The sequence below is a fragment of the Telluria sp. ZB4P36 genome (genome assembly GCF_059685865.1).
The window spans coordinates 49,826-66,332 of record NZ_JCASIE010000016.1; the positions used below are offsets into that span (position 1 = coordinate 49,826).

Here is a 16,507-nt window from a genome sequence, read left to right on the forward strand (position 1 = left end):
CATTTACTCCAGTGAAAGTGCGACGTTGTAGCCATGCGATGCGAGCAGCTTGTGGCGGCGCGCCGTATCGAGGTCATGCGCCACCATTTCCTGCACCATCGCTTCGAAACTGGTTGTCGGTTCCCAGCCGAGACGCTCGCGCGCACGGGTCGGGTCGCCCAGCAGGGTCTCGACCTCGGTCGGCCGGAAATACTGCGGGTCCACCGCCACGATCAGCTGTCCTACCTCGACGTCCGGCGCCTTGTCGCCATGGACGGCCGCGACCGTGCCGCGTTCCTCGACGCCCTGCCCGGTCCAGGCGATCTCGATGCCGAGCTCGCTTGCGGCAACCTCGACGAAGCGGCGCACCGAATACTGGCGCCCGGTGGCGATCACGAAGTCTTCGGGCTTGTCCTGCTGCAGCATCAGCCATTGCATGTGGACGTAGTCGCGCGCATGGCCCCAGTCGCGCAGGGCGTCGAGGTTGCCGAGGAAGAGCCGCGGCTCGAGGCCCTGGGCGATGTTGGCCAGCGCGCGCGTGATCTTGCGGGTGACGAAGGTCTCGCCGCGGCGCGGCGATTCGTGGTTGAACAGGATGCCGTTGCAGGCATACATGCCGTAGGCCTCGCGGTAGTTCACGGTGATCCAGTAGGCGTACAGCTTGGCCACGGCGTAGGGGCTGCGCGGATAGAAAGGGGTGGTCTCGCGCTGCGGGCGTTCCTGCACCAGGCCGTACAGCTCGGAGGTCGAGGCCTGGTAGAAGCGGGTCTTCTTTTCGAGCCCCAGGAAACGGATCGCCTCCAGCAGGCGCAGGGTGCCGACGCCGTCGACGTCGGCGGTGTACTCGGGCGATTCGAAGGACACGGCCACGTGGCTCATCGCCCCCAGGTTATAGACCTCGTCGGGCTGCACCTGCTGCAGGATGCGGGTCAGGTTGGAGGTGTCGCTGAGGTCGCCGTAGTGGAGGAAGAAGCGCGGATTGTCGGCGTGCGGATCCTGGTAGATGTGATCGATGCGCCCGGTATTGAACAGCGAGGCGCGGCGCTTGATGCCATGGACCTCGTAGCCCTTCGCGAGCAGCAGTTCCGCCAGGTAGGAACCGTCCTGGCCGGTCACGCCGGTAATCAGTGCTTTCTTCATAGCTTCCCCGTGTGAAACCGGACAAAGACAGTCCCGGCAGTTGCAAACTCATCAACGATTCTACGCAGCTCGTGTGGTCGCGCAAGCAAGATGACAATCGTGCGCGCGGCTTTTAAGTTGACCTTAAGCGAACTATTTCCAAATCGAATTTAAAGTGTTTTCACTGGTAAATAACAGCGTGTTGCAAGAAGTTAATTACTTTTCACTCCAGGCGCTTTTCATCATCCTGCTGTTCGATGCCGCACGCAAGGCCGGGTTCAATGCGCGTTCTCGCGCGTCAGCACCACCTTCACCGTCTTGATAATGATCCACAGGTCGAGCCAGAGCGACCAGTTGCGCAGGTAGTCGAGGTCGTACTGGATGCGCGCCTCCATCTTGTCGAGCGTGGCTGTTTCGCCACGCAGGCCATTGACCTGGGCCCAGCCGGTGATGCCCGGGCGCACCTTGTGGCGCAGCATGTAACCCTTGATCAGCTTGCGGTACTGCTCGTTGTGGGCGACGGCATGCGGACGCGGCCCGACCAGGCTCATGCGCCCCTGAAGCACGTTGATGAACTGCGGCAGCTCGTCGAGCGAGGTGCGGCGCAGGAAGCCGCCGATCGGGGTCACGCGCTGGTCGTTCTTCTGCGCCTGCACGACGCTGGCGCCATCTTCGGTGACCGTCATCGAGCGGAACTTGTAGACATAGATTTCTTCGCCGTACAGGCCGTAGCGGCGCTGGCGGAAGATCACCGGGCCCTTCGATGTCAACCTGACGGCGACGGCGATCACCAGCATCAGCGGCGCCAGCAGCAGCAGGATGATGCTGCCGATCACGATGTCGCTGCCGCGCTTGATCACGCTGTTCCAGCCCATGAAGGGGGTCTCGCTGATCGCGATCACCGGCATGCCGCCGACCGTGTCGAAACGCGCCTGCATCAGGTCGAACACGTAGACGTCCGGCAGGAAGTAGACCGAGGCGGTGGTGTCCTTCAGCTCGTCGATCAGCTTGCGGATGCGCGGCTGGGCCGAGATCGGCTGGCTGATGAAGATCATCTTGATGTTGTGCTTGCGCACATAGGCGCAGACGTCGGCCATGCCGCCCAGCACCGGGTGGCCGATCTCGGCCGGGCGACGCTCGTCCTTGCGGTCCTCGAAGAAGCCGCAGACTTCCATGAACAGATTCGGGTGGCGCTCGCACACCCGGGAGAACTTGATGCCGACGTCGTTGGCGCCGACCACCACGATCGAGCGCACTTCGCGCGAACGGTCGCGGCTGCCGGTGGCCTTGCGCACCGCCAGGTGGCTGACCAGGATCGTCAGTGGCGTGGCGATGAACCAGGCCAGCAGCACGCGCTCGTCGTAGAAGTACTTCAGGCCGCTGGCCGAACCCAGGAAGTACAGCACGGCGATGGTCAGGCACCAGCCGAACACGGTGTCGCGCGCATAGGCCAGCATGCGGCCGCTGCGCCAGGTGCGGTAGGGATCGACGTGCTGGTAGACCGAGGACGAAATGAAGAAGGCCAGGATCATCAGTACCAGCGAATATCCGGAGAACGGCTCCTGGTAATACAGCGTGGCCAGGTACAGGGTCCCCATGATGATCAGGGGATCGAGGACACGCTGGAAAAACGAAATGATCGGGATGTCGTTAACCGTCATAAGTCACTTCTTGACACCGCACTTCAGAACAGCACGTTCGCGTTCACCATCACGGTGTTGGCGTCGAATTTACCCAGGTTCAGCGTCTGCGAACCGCTGCGCGACTGGTGCTGCCAGCCGGCCGAGACCGCGATCTTGCGCTTGACCTGCCAGGTGGCGCGCAGGCTGGCCGTGCGCAGCGAATCGTCCAGGTCGCCCAGGCCGGCGACCGCGACCGAGCGCGGGTTGTAGGCCCGCTGTTCGTAGGCGGCGTTGGCGTCGACCTTGATCTTGCCGGTGGCCTGCCAGCTGGCGCCGATGCTGGCGCCGCGGTTCAGGGTATAGCTGACGACGGTGCTTTCGATCGGAGCGAATTCGCGCCATACCGAGGCGTTGTAGGTGACCTTGCCGCGCGGCTGGTAGGAGGCGTTCAGGCGGCCGTTGAAGCCGCTGGTCTTGCCCTCGCCGAAGGACGGCTGCTCGCGCCGCACATAGCCGGCCAGCGCCTGCACGGTGGTCGAGCCGGTGGCGTACCAGTTGACGCGCACTTTCAGTTCGTCCTGGGTGAAGTCGTCGTCCAGCACCCCGGTGGTGGCGGGACGGCGGAACGGATACTCGCCCTTGACGCGGCGCGCCACCAGGCCCACCGTGCTGCCGCTGCGCGGCGTGTACAGCAACTCCGCCTCGGCGGCCTTCTCGGTGCGGTTGTTGAAGCGCTGGCGCAGCAGCTCGTACTCGTAGCGCTCGCGCGTGAAGCCGGTGCGGACTTTCCAGCTCGGGTGCATCTTCCAGCCGGCGTCGAACCACTGGCGGCGGCGCTCGCGCACGTTGCGCTCGTCGCTGAAGAAGTCGGTATACGAGGACAGCGTGCGGTCGTAGAGCGTGCCGGCCTGCCCTTCGAACTTGTTGCCCAGTTCCCAGTGCCAGGTGGCCTGCAGGTCGCGGCCGTCATAGTCGAGCTGCTTGAAATGGTCGAACTCCACCTTCGACGCCTTGGCCACCACCGTCACGCGCTGGCGGCTGATGCGCTTGTTGTAGAGCACCCCGGCCTCGGCCTGGCGCCAGCGGTCGCTGCGCTGGCCGCCGAAGGCGGGCCGGTTGTCCGGCACCCGCAGCAGGTTGTCGTCGTAGCCCCAGCCGATGCCGCCGTAGAGCTTCAGGCCTTCTTCCTGCTGCGGACTGGCCTGCGCCATCGCATGCCGGGACGGGAGGAGGAACAGGGCGCCGACCAGGAAGGCGAGCGGACGCAAGGTGTGTAGGCGGGAATGCATCATGTTGTTTGTCTTTTCTGAAGTCATTGCGCTTGGTTTGTTGCTGGATTACCAGAAAGCCCAGTTGCCGGTGGCGACCACCCATGCGCCGAGCAGGCCGTTGGTGACAGCATGGGCGATCACGGCCGACCAGAGATTGCCGTGACGCATATACAGGAGGCTGTAGGCAACGCCGGCCACCATGCCGGCCAGCCACAGGTTGTGCTCGAAGCCGAACAGGACGACCGAGACCAGGAAGCCCTTGATGCCGACGCCGACCGGCGCGAGGGCCTCGAAGTCGGCGGCATCGACCCAGCGCATCACGAAGGAGCGCCAGAACAGTTCTTCCATGACGGGAACGACCAGCGCGGCGCCGGCGATGCGGATCAGGATCAGTGCCCAGTCGAGCTCGCCATTCGTGCGCGGGTCGTAGCCGGGGCTCGAGCCGACCGTCATCCAGGGCGCATCCAGGTTAATCCAGAGAACCAGTACGAGGACGCCGGCCGCCATCGCCATCAGCAGCTGGGCCGGGCCGGGCAGCGGCGTGCGCAGCTCGTGATAGCGGCGCCAGAACACGGCCAGCAGCAGCGCCACCGCGCCGATCTGGACCGGATACAGCCAGCGCAGGTCGGCACGGGCGATGCCCGCGCGTTCGAGCATGTCGCCGAGGATGATGAAGAAGATATAAGCGCCGAAAGGCAGGATCCGCGCCCAGGCGGCGCGGCTGAAGAGGGGTGCGTCGACCGATAACGCGGAGCTTGCGGATGGAGCGGTACGGGAGTCGTTATGCTCGGTCATGTCCATGTATCGCAGGCGCCTGGCCTGCCCGGTTCGTTACGCTACTCGCCCCGTGAGCGGGCTTCGATGCGCTCCCAGCGTTCGAGGGCGTCGAGCAGCAGGTCGTCGATCTCCGCGTGGCGCTCGCTCAGGCGGCGCGCATCGCCGGGATTCTGCTTGTAGAAGTCGGGCGAATTCAGCTGGGCTGTAATCGCGGACTGCTCATCTTCAAGAGTCGCGATCAGCTGGGGAAGTTCCTCCAGCTCGCGCTGCTCCTTGTAGCTCAACTTTACCTTTTTACCAGACCCGCTCTGTGCGGTAGATGACATTTCGCCAGCTTTGACGGTCGAGTCGGCCGGCACGACCGGGGCGCTCGCCCCCCCCTTCGCCAGTGCTGCGGCGCCCTTCGCCCCCGCATCCGGGCTGCTGGCGCGCGCGCGTTCCCAGTCAGTGTAACCGCCGACGTATTCGCGCCACATACCATTGCCTTCGGCAACAATCACCTGGGTCACGACGTTGTCGAGGAAGGTGCGGTCGTGGCTCACCAGGAACACCGTGCCCATATATTCCTCAAGCAATTCCTCGAGCAATTCCAGAGTTTCGATGTCGAGGTCGTTGGTCGGTTCGTCCAGCACCAGGCAGTTGGCCGGCTTGGCGAACAGGCGCGCCAGCAGCAGGCGGTTGCGTTCGCCGCCCGAGAGCGATTTCACCGGCGAGCGCGCGCGTTCCGGCGCGAACAGGAAGTCGTTGAGGTAGGTCATCACGTGCTTCTTCTGGCCATTGATCTCGACCCAGTCGCTGCCCGGCGAAATGGTGTCGGCCAGGCTCGCTTCCTCGTTGAGCTGGGCGCGCATCTGGTCGAAATAGGCCACGTTCAGCTTGGTGCCGAGCTTGACCGTGCCGCTATCGGCCGTTTCTTCGCCGAGGATAATCTTGAGCAAGGTGGTCTTGCCGGCGCCGTTCGGGCCGATCAGGCCGACCTTGTCGCCACGCAGGATGGTGCCGGTGAAGTTGCTGACGATGACTTTCTCGCCGAACGACTTCGAGATGTTTTCCATGTCCGCGACGATCTTGCCCGAACGTTCGCCGGCGCCCACGTCCAGCCGGACCGTGCCCTGCTGCTCGCGCCGTGCGGCGCGCTGCAGGCGCAGCGCTTCCAGGCGGCGTACGCGGCCTTCGTCGCGGGTGCGGCGCGCCTGCACGCCCTTGCGGATCCAGACTTCTTCCTGCGCCAGGAACTTGTCGAACTTGGCGTTCTCGACTTCCTCGTTGGCGAGCAGCTCGCGCTTGCGCTCCTGGTAGGTCGAGAAATTGCCCGGGAAGGAAAGCAGGCGGCCACGGTCGAGCTCGAGGATGCGGGTGGCGACGTTGTCGAGGAAGCTGCGGTCGTGGGTGATGAACAGGACCGAACCGCGGTACTCGCGCAGCAGTCCTTCCAGCCACTTGATCGAGGTGAAGTCGAGGTGGTTGGTCGGTTCGTCCAGCAGCAGCACGTCCGGGGCGGACACCAGCGCCACGGCCAGCGCCACGCGCTTCTGCATGCCGCCCGAGAGCGTGCCCATCTTCGCGTCGCGGTTCAGGCCGAGGCGGTCGAGGGTGGTATCGACCTTGTGCGCCAGGTTCCAGCCGTCGATGGCGTCGAGCTTGAGCTGGATCTCGTGCATGCGCTCCATCAGCGCCTCGTCGTTGTCGCCGCCGAACTGCCCGGTGAGCGATTCATACTCGGCCAGCATGGCCTGCTGCTCGCCCATGCCGGCCGCCACCGCGTCGAACACGCTCATGGCGGGATCGAACACCGGCTCCTGCTCGACGTAGGCGATCTTGACGCCCTGCTGCATGACCAGCAGGCCGTCGTCGAGCCTGAACCGGCCGGAAATGATTTTCAGCAGCGAGGACTTGCCGGTGCCGTTGCGGCCGATCAGGCCGACGCGTTCTCCGGCCTCCAGGGAAAAGTCAGCGTGGTCGAGCAGCGCGACGTGGCCGAAGGCCAGTTGAGCGGAAGAGAGGGAAATGACAGCCATGATTTCGTGAACCGCCCACCGCCATTCAGGGGGCGAGGAGCGCAAAAGGTGAAAGAAGCACGCATTGTACCGACTGGCGCCGGCGATCCCCAGTTTCCATGCCAGGAATGACAGAAGCGGAGAATGCAGTGCCCGGACGGGCAGGTAAGGATGGTGTCGCCAGCAGGAATCGAACCTGCATCTAAGTCTTAGGAGGACCTTGTACTATCCATTGTACTATGGCGACACATCCGCAAAGGGCAAGCAACAGCCCTCGTGCAGTCCTCTATTGTACCAGCCGTCTTGCCAAAGCAGAACTAGCCGGCTGCCCGATGTCGAAGAACTTTACAAGCCACCCCTCGCGGCAGCAGCGATTTTCCTTAAATCATTGATTTTCATAAATATTTTCCACCTGGCACGCACTTTGCTAAATAGAAAACATTCGTTTCCAATTTACAAAGTGAGTGAACATGACCGCAATTCTTCGCCGCCTCCCTGCCCTGCTGTGCGCGCTTGCACTGCTGAGCGCGCCTGCCGCCGCACTGGCGACACCGATCTACGCGGTCGACGTCAAGATCGGCGAAGCGAAGATGAGCAATTCCAGTGATGCGGCGGAACTCGAGATGCTGCGCAAGTTTTCCGGCGATAAGACCCTGGTCCTGAGCGGCAAGACCGACGCGAACGCGAGCAGCGCCAGCGCCGTCCCTGGCATGCCGGGCGCCTGGTTCCTCACCGACCTGAGCCAGCCGGGCTACTTCGCCCTGAAGTTCGGCATCGGCGGCACCAATGCCACGGCGACCACCTTTTTCTTCCGCAATACGAGTGAGCTCAGCTACCTGGTCTGGACCGACGAGCAGGTCCAGTACCTGACCGGCGGCGCCTGCGCGCGCAACCAGAGCAAGTGCAATATCGGCCGCCTCAGCCACTACACCACCACGGCCGGCATGCCGGACGACCTGGTCGACGTGCCTGAGCCGGGCAGCATCGCGCTGCTTGGCCTGGGCCTGCTGGCCGCCGCGGCAGGGACGCGCCGCAAGGGTGCTGCAAAGGGCTAAGCCCTGGCAGCCCCGTCGATCTCGGCCGGTTCGCGAAATGCGGGACGGCCGAACGCTTCATCCATGCAGACACGCTGCGTGAGTGGATCCATCATTAAAACTGGCATCGCCCGCACCAGGGTATCGACCGAAACAACCTCTTGCAATTTCACAGCTAGCGCTCCTCGTCCACCCTGAGCCGCTCCTTCATCGACGCCAGCAGCGCGATCAGGCTGGCCTTGTCACCGGCCGGGATATCGGCCAGCATCTCGTCGATCCAGCGTTCGTGCACGACCGCCATTTCGGCGAAGGCGCTGCGCCCGGCCGGAGTCAGGCGCACCGCCCAGGCGCGGCGGTCGTGCGGGTCGGGCACCCGGACCACCAGCCCCTCGCGCTCGAGCTGGTCGGTGATGCCGGTGACGTTGCCGCCGGTGACCATCATGCGCTTGGACAGCTCGCCCATGCGCAGGCCGTCGGGATGGCGCTCGAGCTGGGCCATCAGGTCGAAGCGCGGCAGCGTGATGCCGAAGCTCGCGCGCAGCCGGGTGCGGATCTCGTTCTCGATGCGCACGGTGCAGGACAGCATGCGCAGCCACAGCTTGAGCGACTGGTGGTGCTCCTGGCGCAGGCGGCTGGCCAGGTCGAGCTCGTGGCCCTCGAAATCCGACATGTTTTCCTCAGACCGCATCCATGCGTAATTTAAACCGCTGCAGTTTACCGGTTTCGGTGCGCGGCAGCTGTTCGCGAAAGCGCACCACGCGCGGATACTTGTAGGGCGCGATCTGGGCCTTGACGAATTCCTGCAGCACCGCGGCGGTCTCGCTGCTGGCTTCGACGCCCGGCTTGAGCACGACGTGGGCCTCGACCACCTGCCCGCGCTCCTCGTCGGCGCGCCCCACCACGCCGCACTCGGCCACCGCCGGATGGTGCAGCAGCACGTCCTCGACTTCGGCGCCGGCGATGTTGTAGCCGGCCGAGATGATCATGTCGTCCAGCCGCGAGCGGTAATAGAAATAGCCGTCGGCATCCATTTCGTAGGCGTCGCCGGTGATGTTCCAGCCGTCCTGCACGTAGTTGTGCTGGCGCGGATCGTCCAGGTAGCGGCAGCCGGTCGGACCCTTCACGGCCAGGCGCCCGATCACGCCCGGCCCCAGCTGCCGCCCGTTCTCGTCGAGGATGCAGGCCTGGTAGCCCGGCACCGGCCTGCCGGTGGCGCCGGGACGCACCTCGCTGCCGGCGGCGGAAATGAAGATGTGCAGCATCTCGGTGGCGCCGATCCCGTCGATCATGTCGAGGCCGGTCGCAGCCTTCCAGGCCTCGCGCGTCGCCACCGGCAGCGCTTCGCCGGCCGACACCGTGCGCGTCAGGCTGCGCAGGTCGAAGCGCGGGGCCATCTGGGCCATCTGGCGGTAGAAGGTGGGCGCGGTGAAGCAGACCGTGGCGCGGTGTTCCTGGATCGCCGCCAGCAGGCTTTCCGGCGTCAGCTTTTCACACAGCACGGCGCCGGCGCCCACCCGTAGCGGGAACAGCAGCAGCCCGCCCAGGCCGAAGGTGAAGGCCAGCGGCGGCGTGCCGATGAAGACGTCGTCGCGCCGCGAGCGCAGCGTATGGCGCGGGAAGCAGTCGCAGATCGCCAGCAGGTCGCGGTGGAAGTGCATGGTCCCCTTGGGCACGCCGGTGGTGCCCGAGGTGAAGCTGATCAGGCAGACATCGTCGGCCGCCGTGTCGGGCGCCCTGAAGGCCCCGTCGTGCGCCGCCATGCGCGCTTCCAGAGACTCGGGCGCGTCCGGCGCGGCGTCGAACAGCAGCAGCGGCAGGCCGCCCGGCTCCATCGCATCGACCTCGGCGCGCAGCGCGGCCGCGCACAGGATGGCATCGACGCGGGCGCGGCCGGCGATGGTGGCCAGCTCGCGCGCGCGCAGCAGCGGCATGGTCGGCACCGCGATGCAGCCGGCCTTGATCACGGCCAGGATGCAGGCCGCCATCATCGGACAATTGGCGCCGCGCAGCAGCACCCGGCTGCCGGTCGCGAGCTTGAGGTCTTGCCGCAGCACGTGGGCGATGCGGTCGACCCGGGCGCGCAGGCCGGCATAGCTGAGGCGCTCGCGGCTGCCGATCAGCGCGGTGCGCTCGTCCCAGCCGCGCAGGCTGGCCGTGTCGAGCAGTTCGGCCGCGCTGTTCAGGCGCGGCGGGTACTGCAGTTCAGGCAGGTCGAAGCGGAATTCGGGCCATTCGTCGAGTGGCGGCAGATTGGCGCGGGCAAAGCCGTCGGCGTAGCCGGACGGCGCAAGTGCTGCGGAAACGTCGGTCATGTCGGGTCCCTGGTGAAATTCCGGCAACATCCAGGCTTACTTTAAATCTAAAGTAATTTGCCAGCAAGTGAAATTGGGACCGGGTTTGCGCTCATCGTCGCCGTCATAGCCGGCGCGCCACCGCGGCGCGCGCATGCGCCAGCGCCGCACCGGTGGCGGCGGCATCCTCGCCTGCCGCCACGGCGCGCAGCCGCGCCGCGCTGTCCATCAGTCCCAGCGTGGCGCAGCCTTCGGCCAGGCGCTGCAGGCGCGCCTCGCGCTCCGGCGCCGGTTCGGACGCAGGCCCGGCCCCTGCTTCCTCGAGCTGGCGCTGCAGGCCGCCGAGGTAGAGCAGCAGCCGCTCGGGCGCGATGCCGAGGCGCTGCGCCGCCGCCGCGGGGTCTTCGTCGAGCGGCGCCAGGCGCGCGAGCTGGGCCCGCACCTGCCCGGCGGCGAAGGGCTTGACGATGTAGCCGTCGGCGCCGAGGCGCCCGGCCTCGGCCAGGGTATCGGCATCGGAAGCCGCCGACACCAGCACGAAAGGCAGCGCGGCCAGCTCCGCGCTGGCGCGCACCCGCGCCAGCAGTTCCATGCCGCCCAGCTTCGGCATGCGCAGGTCGCAGAACACGATGCCGGGACGCAGGCCGGACGCCAGCAGGCGCCAGGCGTCCTCGCCGTCCTCGGCCTCCACGATCTCGTATTGCCCGCAGCTGTCGACCAGATGCATCAGCATCATGCGCGCCACCACGTCGTCATCCACCGCCAGCACCTTCATCTCACCCTTTGCCCTTTTAACAAGTGTGTTGGCGCCATCTTACTAGGGAAGGCGAGCTGGGGCGAGCACGGAAATGCTCAGGAAGGCTGGAAGGCGGCCAGCTGCACGCCCAGCCGCGCGACGCCGGCCAGCAGGCGTTCGCGGTCGCCGCGGTCGGCGGCGGCCTCCAGCTCGGCGCACAGCTGGCCGAGCGCCGCTTCGCCCAGGTAGGCGGCGCTGCCGCGCAGGCCGTGCAGCACCCTGCCCGCCGCGTCCTGGTCGTCTGCCTGCAGGGCCGCCTCGAGTTCGGCGCGGCGGCGCGGCAGGTCGGCGGCGAAGGCGGCGCGCAGGCGCGCCGCCAGGTCGTCGGCGCGCCGGCCCGGATTCAGCGGTCCCGCCTCGCCCGCCGGCTGCGCCGCGGGCTGCACCCCGAACATCGCATCCAGCGCGGCCAGCGGCGGCACCGCCGCCTGCGGCTGCGCCAGGGCCGCGGCGCCTTCCGGCATCGGCGGCAGCGCGATGCCGCGCGCCAGCTGGCGCTCGATGGCGCGCGAGACCTGCTGGTGCAGCGCGTCCTCGTCGATCGGCTTGGTCAGGAAGGCGTCCATGCCGCAGGCCAGGTAGCGGGCCCGGTCTTCGCCGCTGGCGTTGGCGGTCAGGGCCACGATCATCAGGTGCTGGTCGAGCACCCGCGCATCCGGCGTGCCGCCGGCGCGGATGATCCGCGTCGCGGTGGCGCCGTCCATCTCGGGCATGCGCCCGTCCATCAGGATCAGGTCGTAGCGCGTGCGCGCGCACATCTGCACCGCCTGGGCGCCGTTCTCGGCGATGTCGACCTGGTGGCCCATGTCCTCGATCATGGTGCGGGCGATGATCTGGTTGGTCGGGAAGTCCTCGGCGCACAGGACGCGCAGGCGGTGGGTGTGCGGCGCGCGCGGCGCCTGTTCCGCGTGCGGCGGCTCGACGCCGTCGGCCAGCGGCAGCACCACGCTGAAGGTGCTGCCCTTGCCCTCGGCGCTGTTGACGCCGATGGAGCCGCCCATCAGGGCCACCAGCTGGCGGCAGATCGCCAGCCCCAGGCCGGTGCCGCCGTAGCGGCGCGTGGTGGTGGTGTCGGCCTGCTCGAACTTCTGGAACAGGCGCGGCAGCGCGTCGGCCGGGATGCCGATGCCGGTGTCGCGCACCGTGAAGCGCAGCATGTGCCAGCCCTCGCCGCGCACCTGGTCGTCCTCGCGCAGCTCGACCCCGAGGTAGATGGAACCGGTGCGGGTGAACTTGAAGGCATTCCCGACCAGGTTGACCAGCACCTGGCGCAGGCGGGTCGGGTCGCCCACCACGAAGCGCGGCAAGGCCGGGTCGAAGGACACGTCGAAGTCGACGCTCTTGCCGGCCGCCTGCTCCTCGAACAGGCTGGCCACGTTGCGGATCATCGCGTGCAGGTCGAAGTCGATGTTCTCGATGCTCAGCTTGCCCGCCTCGATCTTGGAGAAGTCGAGCAGGTCGTTGATGATCGCCAGCAGGGCCTGGGCATTGCCCTGGCCGCGCTCGATCTGCTCGCGCGTGGTCGCGCGCAGCAGCGGGTCGCGCAGCGCGAAGCCGAGCATGCCGATCACGCCCGCCAGCGGGGTGCGCATCTCGTGGCTCATGTTGGCCAGGAATTCCGACTTCTGGCGCGTCGCGTCCTCGGCGCGCTGCTTGGCCTGGCGCAGGAACTCCTCGTTCTCCTGCAGCGCGCGGTAGGCGCGCGCCAGCTCGTTGGACTGCTGGCGCACGCGCTTCTCCTGGTCGCGCAGTTCCTGGGTCTGCTGCTCGAGCATGCGGTTCTGCTGCTCGACCTGCTCGGTGCGCGCGCCGACCTGGCGCGCCAGCTGCTCCTTCTGGCGCCGCAATCCCGACATGCGCATGCGCACGCCGGTGTAGCCGAGCGTCGCCAGCAGCAGCACGGCGATGGCGCGGAACCAGGGCGTGCCCCAGGGCGGCGGCTCGATCGTGATGGCCAGCGCCGCCACCTGCTCGCTCCAGACGCCGTCCTTGTTGGCCGCGCGCAGGCGGAACACGTAGGTGCCGGGATCGAGGTTGGTGTAGGTGGCAAAGCGCTTGCTCGCATCGCCCTGCACCCAGTCGCGGTCGAAGCCGTCGAGGCGGTAGGCGAAGCGGTTGCGCTCGGGCGCGGCGAAGTGCAGGGCCGAGAATTCCAGCGAGAACACCGAGGCGCCGGCCGGCAGCGTCACCGTCTCGGCATGCTCGACCGGCCCCTTGAGCAGGCCGGGCAGCACCTCCTCGACCGGCTTGTTGAAGATCGTCAGGCCGGTGATGACGGGACGCGGCGCCACCCGGTTGTCGCGGATTGCGCGCGGGTCGAAGGCGGTGATGCCGTTGAAGCCCCCGAAGTACAGGACGCCGCCGGCGCCGCGCACCGCCGAGGAGTCGAAGAAGGCTCCCTCGGTGAGGCCGTCGGCGGCGGTGTAGTTGCGCCAGCGGCCCGACTCGGGATCGAGGCGGGAGATGCCGCTGGTGGTGCTGACCCACAGGAGGCCGTCCTCGTCTTCCAGGATGGCGGCCACCGCGTCGTCCAGCAGCCCTTCGCGCGTCGTGTAGCGCACGAAGCTCACCGAACCGTCGCCGGCCGTGACCATGCGGTTCAGGCCCACCGCCGTGCCGACCCAGACGTCGCCGCGGCTGTCCTCGAACAGGGCATGCACCTCGTCGTGGCTCAGGCTTGCCGCATCGTAGGGATCGTGGCGGAAGTGCCGGAAGCGCCCGCTGCCGCGGTCCATCAGGTCGAGACCGTCGAAGGTGCCGATCCACATGCGGCCGCGCCGGTCCTGCAGCATCGGGCGCACGATGTCGTCTGCCAGGCTGGTGGACCGGGACGGATCGTGGCGCCAGCTCTCGACCTTGCGGGTGGCGGGGTCGAGCCGGTGCAGGCCGCCGCGGGTGGCGACCCAGATGCTGCCGTCCGGCGTCGCATACAGGCCGCGCACGTTGTTGGCGTCGGCGTCGCCGGGCAGCGCCAGGCGCGTGAAACGCCGCGTCTTCGGGTCGAACGAGCTCAGGCCGGTTCGGCTGCCGATCCACAGCAGGCCCTTGCGGTCGCGCGCCAGCGCCGATGCCGGCAGGCCGCCCAGGCTGTTCGGCTGGTTCGCCTCGTGGCGGTACACGGTGGTGGCGCCGGTGGCCGGGTCCACGTGGTTCAGTGCGGTGGCGGTGCCGACCCACAGCTTCTGTCCCTGGCCCGGCGCATCGGCGAGCAGCGCACGCGCCTTGTTGTCCGGCAGGGTGTCGGGCAGGCCCGGTGCATCTGCGCTGCGTACGATGCGGGCGAAGCCGCCGCTGCCCAGGTCCACGCGCGAGACGCCGGCGTACCAGGTGCCGACCCAGAAGGTGCCGAGGCGGTCGCGGTACAGCGCCGACACCTGGTTGTCGCCCAGGCTGTGACGGTCGGTGACGACGTGGCGGTGGCTCTCGAAGCTGTCTTCGCGGCCGCGCCAGCGCAGCAGGCCGTCGTCATGGGTGCCGATCCAGATCTCGCCGCCGGCGTCGCGGTACAGGGCCGTGATCCACCAGGGGCCGATGCCGTCCGCCGGGCCGAAGCGGCGCACCGTTCCCGCCTCCGGGCCCTTGAGGGCCTGCCGTTCCAGTCCGCCCAGGCGCCCGACCCACAGGCGCTGCTCGCCGTCCACCATCAGCGCATGCACCGGGCTGCTGCGCGGCCCGAGGCCGGACGGGTGGTGCTCGATGTGGGCGCGGCCGGCGTCGGCGGCGGGCCCGGTGGCGAGGCTGTCGAGTCCCCCGCCGGTGCCGATCCACAGGCGTCCGCCGGCGTCCAGCGCCAGCGCGTTGACGTTGTCGTCGCTCAGGCTGCGCTCGTTGCCCCGCTCGTGATGCCAGGTGGTGAAGCGGCGCAGCGCGGTGTCGAAGTGCTGCAGGCCGTCGTTGGTGCCGATCCACAGGCCGTCGCGGCCGTCGCCGACGATGGCGTTGATGTGGCGGTTGCCGTTGCCGCGCCGCGCAGTCTCTTCCGGCACGAACAGGGTGAAGGACTGGGTGACGGGATCGTAGAGGTTGAGGCCGCCGTCGGTGCCCAGCCAAAGCCTGCCGTGGCGGTCGAGGTGCAGCACCCGCACCCAGCTGTTCGACAGCGAACGCGGCTTGCCCGGCACGCTGCGGTAGTTGATGACACGGTAGCCGTCGAAGCGCGACAGGCCGTTCTGGGTGCCGAACCACATGAAGCCGTCGCGGTCCTGCAGCACGGCCAGCACGGATTCCTGCGCCAGGCCTTCGGCCACCGACAGGTGCTCGAAGCGCAGCGTCGGACGCGGCGGCGCGGCGGCGGCGCCCACGCACAGGGCCAGCAGCAGCGTGGCGGCCAGGAGCCTGAAGAAGGCGCTCATTGCGGGAAAAACGCCAGCACGTCGTCGCGCCGGGCCAGGGTGTCGCGTTCGCCGAGGCGGATCAGCTCGCGCGTGTAGCCGCCTTCGAACAGCAGGTAGGACGCCAGCGCCGCGCCGCGGGTTTCAGTCGCGCCGATCCCGCCCAGCAGCGTGCGCACCGGGGCCGGCAGGCTGTGGACGTGGCGCAGCGCGATGTCGTCGAGCCGCTCGGACGGCGCGATCACCAGCAGTTCCACGCGCCGCAGCGGCAGCGCGGCGCGCGCCTCGGGCGGCACCCGTTCGAGCGTCTGGTTGACCCGCTGCAGGCGCTCGATGTCGGCCGCCAGGCTGTCGAGGAAGATCGAGGACAGCGCATGGCCGGCGACCTGCGCCAGGCTGGGGTAGCCGCTGCTTGTCAGCACACCTTGCGCGGGATCGACGGCCGGCTCCGACATGCGCCCCGCCCCCACCACCAGCACGCGCGTCGCGCCCAGGTGGATGGCCGGCGCGATCGGCGCCAGCTGGCGCATCGAGCCGTCGCCGCAGTATTCGCGCCGCCCGCCCAGGTACAGGGGCACCGCCGGGAAGATGAAGGGGATCGCGCTCGAGGCCAGCAGGTGCTCGACGCTGATCTGGGTCGCCAGCGCCAGGCGCTGGTGGCGCAGCCAGGGCGCGATCTCTCGCGCCGACTGGTAGAAGGTGATGTGGTGGCCGCTGGAGTACGAGGAAGCGGTGATCGCCAGCGCGTGCAGCACGCCGTCGGCCAGGGCGGCATCGAGGCGCGGCAGGTCGAGCGCGCGGTGCAGCAGGCCGGCCAGCGGGGTGTTGTCGAGCAGGGACTGGGGCGGCGCAGCATGCCACTTGCGCAACAGCCAGCCGAAGGACAGCAGCGACAGCCAGCGTGCGCCCGAGCGCAGCACGGCGAGCGAATCGGCGCGGTAGACCTGGTGGGCGGCCACGCCTTCCCACACGCCCAGCAGGCCGCGCACGGCGCTGGTGAAGTCGTCGGCGCGGCAGGCCAGCGCGGTGGCGTTCAGCGCGCCGGCCGAGGTGCCGCAGATGATGTCGAAGGGCGAACGCAGGGCCGGACGGCCGGCGTCGGCGAGAATGCGGGCGATCGCATGCATCACGCCGGCCTGGTAGGCGGCGCGCGCTCCACCGCCTGTGAGGACCAGGCCTGTTTTCTCGTTGCTGTCCACCCGCCAAGCTTAGCAAAAGTCCGGTATCTCTTGGGAAATAAATGCTTGTTAGTTGGTTTTCGCTGACGTTCAGACCGCTTTCTGTTCCTCA

At 67.8% G+C, this 16,507-nt stretch carries 11 protein-coding genes and 1 tRNA gene; 1 reads left to right on the forward strand and 11 read right to left on the reverse strand.

Annotated features, from left to right (window positions below; translation table 11 throughout):
* Positions 1 to 3: 3 nt before the first annotated feature.
* The 6 genes from gmd to AC56LK_RS19005 form a co-directional block, all read right to left on the reverse strand.
* The gene (gene gmd, locus AC56LK_RS18980; protein WP_497186044.1) at positions 4 to 1,119 is read right to left on the reverse strand and encodes a GDP-mannose 4,6-dehydratase; all 1,116 of its coding nucleotides are present in this window, start codon (positions 1,117 to 1,119) and stop codon (positions 4 to 6) included.
* Positions 1,120 to 1,376: 257 nt separating this feature from the next.
* Positions 1,377 to 2,759 carry an undecaprenyl-phosphate glucose phosphotransferase gene (locus AC56LK_RS18985; RefSeq protein ID WP_497186045.1) on the reverse strand — a complete coding sequence of 461 codons (1,383 nt, stop codon included), beginning with the start codon at positions 2,757 to 2,759 and terminating at the stop codon, positions 1,377 to 1,379.
* A 23-nt stretch (positions 2,760 to 2,782) separates the two neighbouring features.
* Entirely contained in the window at positions 2,783 to 4,012 is a 1,230-nt protein-coding gene (gene epsL, locus AC56LK_RS18990; RefSeq protein WP_497186046.1) for an XrtB/PEP-CTERM-associated polysaccharide biosynthesis outer membrane protein EpsL, read from the reverse strand.
* Positions 4,013 to 4,057: 45 nt separating this feature from the next.
* Positions 4,058 to 4,786, reverse strand: a complete 729-nt coding sequence (locus AC56LK_RS18995) for a CAAX prenyl protease-related protein (RefSeq protein WP_497186047.1) — start codon at positions 4,784 to 4,786, stop codon at positions 4,058 to 4,060.
* A gap of 41 nt (positions 4,787 to 4,827) precedes the next feature.
* On the reverse strand, positions 4,828 to 6,786 hold the full coding sequence (locus AC56LK_RS19000) for an ATP-binding cassette domain-containing protein (protein WP_497186048.1): 1,959 nt from the start codon (positions 6,784 to 6,786) through the stop codon (positions 4,828 to 4,830).
* Between the two features lie 151 nt (positions 6,787 to 6,937).
* Positions 6,938 to 7,012 (reverse strand) — tRNA-Arg (locus AC56LK_RS19005).
* 223 nt (positions 7,013 to 7,235) lie between these two features.
* On the opposite strand from AC56LK_RS19005, the gene AC56LK_RS19010 reads away from it, so the two are divergent.
* The gene (locus tag AC56LK_RS19010; RefSeq protein ID WP_497186049.1) at positions 7,236 to 7,820 is read left to right on the forward strand and encodes a PEP-CTERM sorting domain-containing protein; all 585 of its coding nucleotides are present in this window, start codon (positions 7,236 to 7,238) and stop codon (positions 7,818 to 7,820) included.
* A gap of 154 nt (positions 7,821 to 7,974) precedes the next feature.
* Here the strand turns inward: AC56LK_RS19010 and AC56LK_RS19015 are convergent, their stop codons facing one another.
* From AC56LK_RS19015 to AC56LK_RS19035, 5 genes are all read right to left on the reverse strand, one after another.
* Complete coding sequence (locus tag AC56LK_RS19015) at positions 7,975 to 8,469, reverse strand: MarR family winged helix-turn-helix transcriptional regulator (protein WP_497186050.1); 495 nt, start codon at positions 8,467 to 8,469, stop codon at positions 7,975 to 7,977.
* A gap of 7 nt (positions 8,470 to 8,476) precedes the next feature.
* The gene (locus AC56LK_RS19020; RefSeq protein ID WP_497186051.1) at positions 8,477 to 10,111 is read right to left on the reverse strand and encodes an AMP-binding protein; all 1,635 of its coding nucleotides are present in this window, start codon (positions 10,109 to 10,111) and stop codon (positions 8,477 to 8,479) included.
* 103 nt (positions 10,112 to 10,214) lie between these two features.
* Entirely contained in the window at positions 10,215 to 10,865 is a 651-nt protein-coding gene (locus AC56LK_RS19025; RefSeq protein WP_497186052.1) for a response regulator, read from the reverse strand.
* A gap of 77 nt (positions 10,866 to 10,942) precedes the next feature.
* On the reverse strand, positions 10,943 to 15,238 hold the full coding sequence (locus AC56LK_RS19030) for a hybrid sensor histidine kinase/response regulator (RefSeq protein ID WP_497186053.1): 4,296 nt from the start codon (positions 15,236 to 15,238) through the stop codon (positions 10,943 to 10,945).
* Complete coding sequence (locus AC56LK_RS19035) at positions 15,235 to 16,416, reverse strand: patatin-like phospholipase family protein (RefSeq protein ID WP_497186054.1); 1,182 nt, start codon at positions 16,414 to 16,416, stop codon at positions 15,235 to 15,237. The genes AC56LK_RS19030 and AC56LK_RS19035 overlap by 4 nt, the downstream gene beginning before the upstream one ends.
* Positions 16,417 to 16,507: the final 91 nt, after the last annotated feature.

Coding starts and splice junctions, on each gene's coding strand:
- AC56LK_RS19015 (WP_497186050.1), bottom strand. CDS start 8,469: ATGTCGGATTTCGAGGGCCACGAGCTCGACCTGGCCAGCCGCCTGCGC.
- AC56LK_RS18985 (WP_497186045.1), bottom strand. CDS start 2,759: ATGACGGTTAACGACATCCCGATCATTTCGTTTTTCCAGCGTGTCCTC.
- AC56LK_RS19025 (WP_497186052.1), bottom strand. CDS start 10,865: ATGAAGGTGCTGGCGGTGGATGACGACGTGGTGGCGCGCATGATGCTG.
- AC56LK_RS19020 (WP_497186051.1), bottom strand. CDS start 10,111: ATGACCGACGTTTCCGCAGCACTTGCGCCGTCCGGCTACGCCGACGGC.
- gmd (WP_497186044.1), bottom strand. CDS start 1,119: ATGAAGAAAGCACTGATTACCGGCGTGACCGGCCAGGACGGTTCCTAC.
- AC56LK_RS19000 (WP_497186048.1), bottom strand. CDS start 6,786: ATGGCTGTCATTTCCCTCTCTTCCGCTCAACTGGCCTTCGGCCACGTC.
- epsL (WP_497186046.1), bottom strand. CDS start 4,012: ATGATGCATTCCCGCCTACACACCTTGCGTCCGCTCGCCTTCCTGGTC.
- AC56LK_RS19030 (WP_497186053.1), bottom strand. CDS start 15,238: ATGAGCGCCTTCTTCAGGCTCCTGGCCGCCACGCTGCTGCTGGCCCTG.
- AC56LK_RS19010 (WP_497186049.1), top strand. CDS start 7,236: ATGACCGCAATTCTTCGCCGCCTCCCTGCCCTGCTGTGCGCGCTTGCA.
- AC56LK_RS18995 (WP_497186047.1), bottom strand. CDS start 4,786: ATGACCGAGCATAACGACTCCCGTACCGCTCCATCCGCAAGCTCCGCG.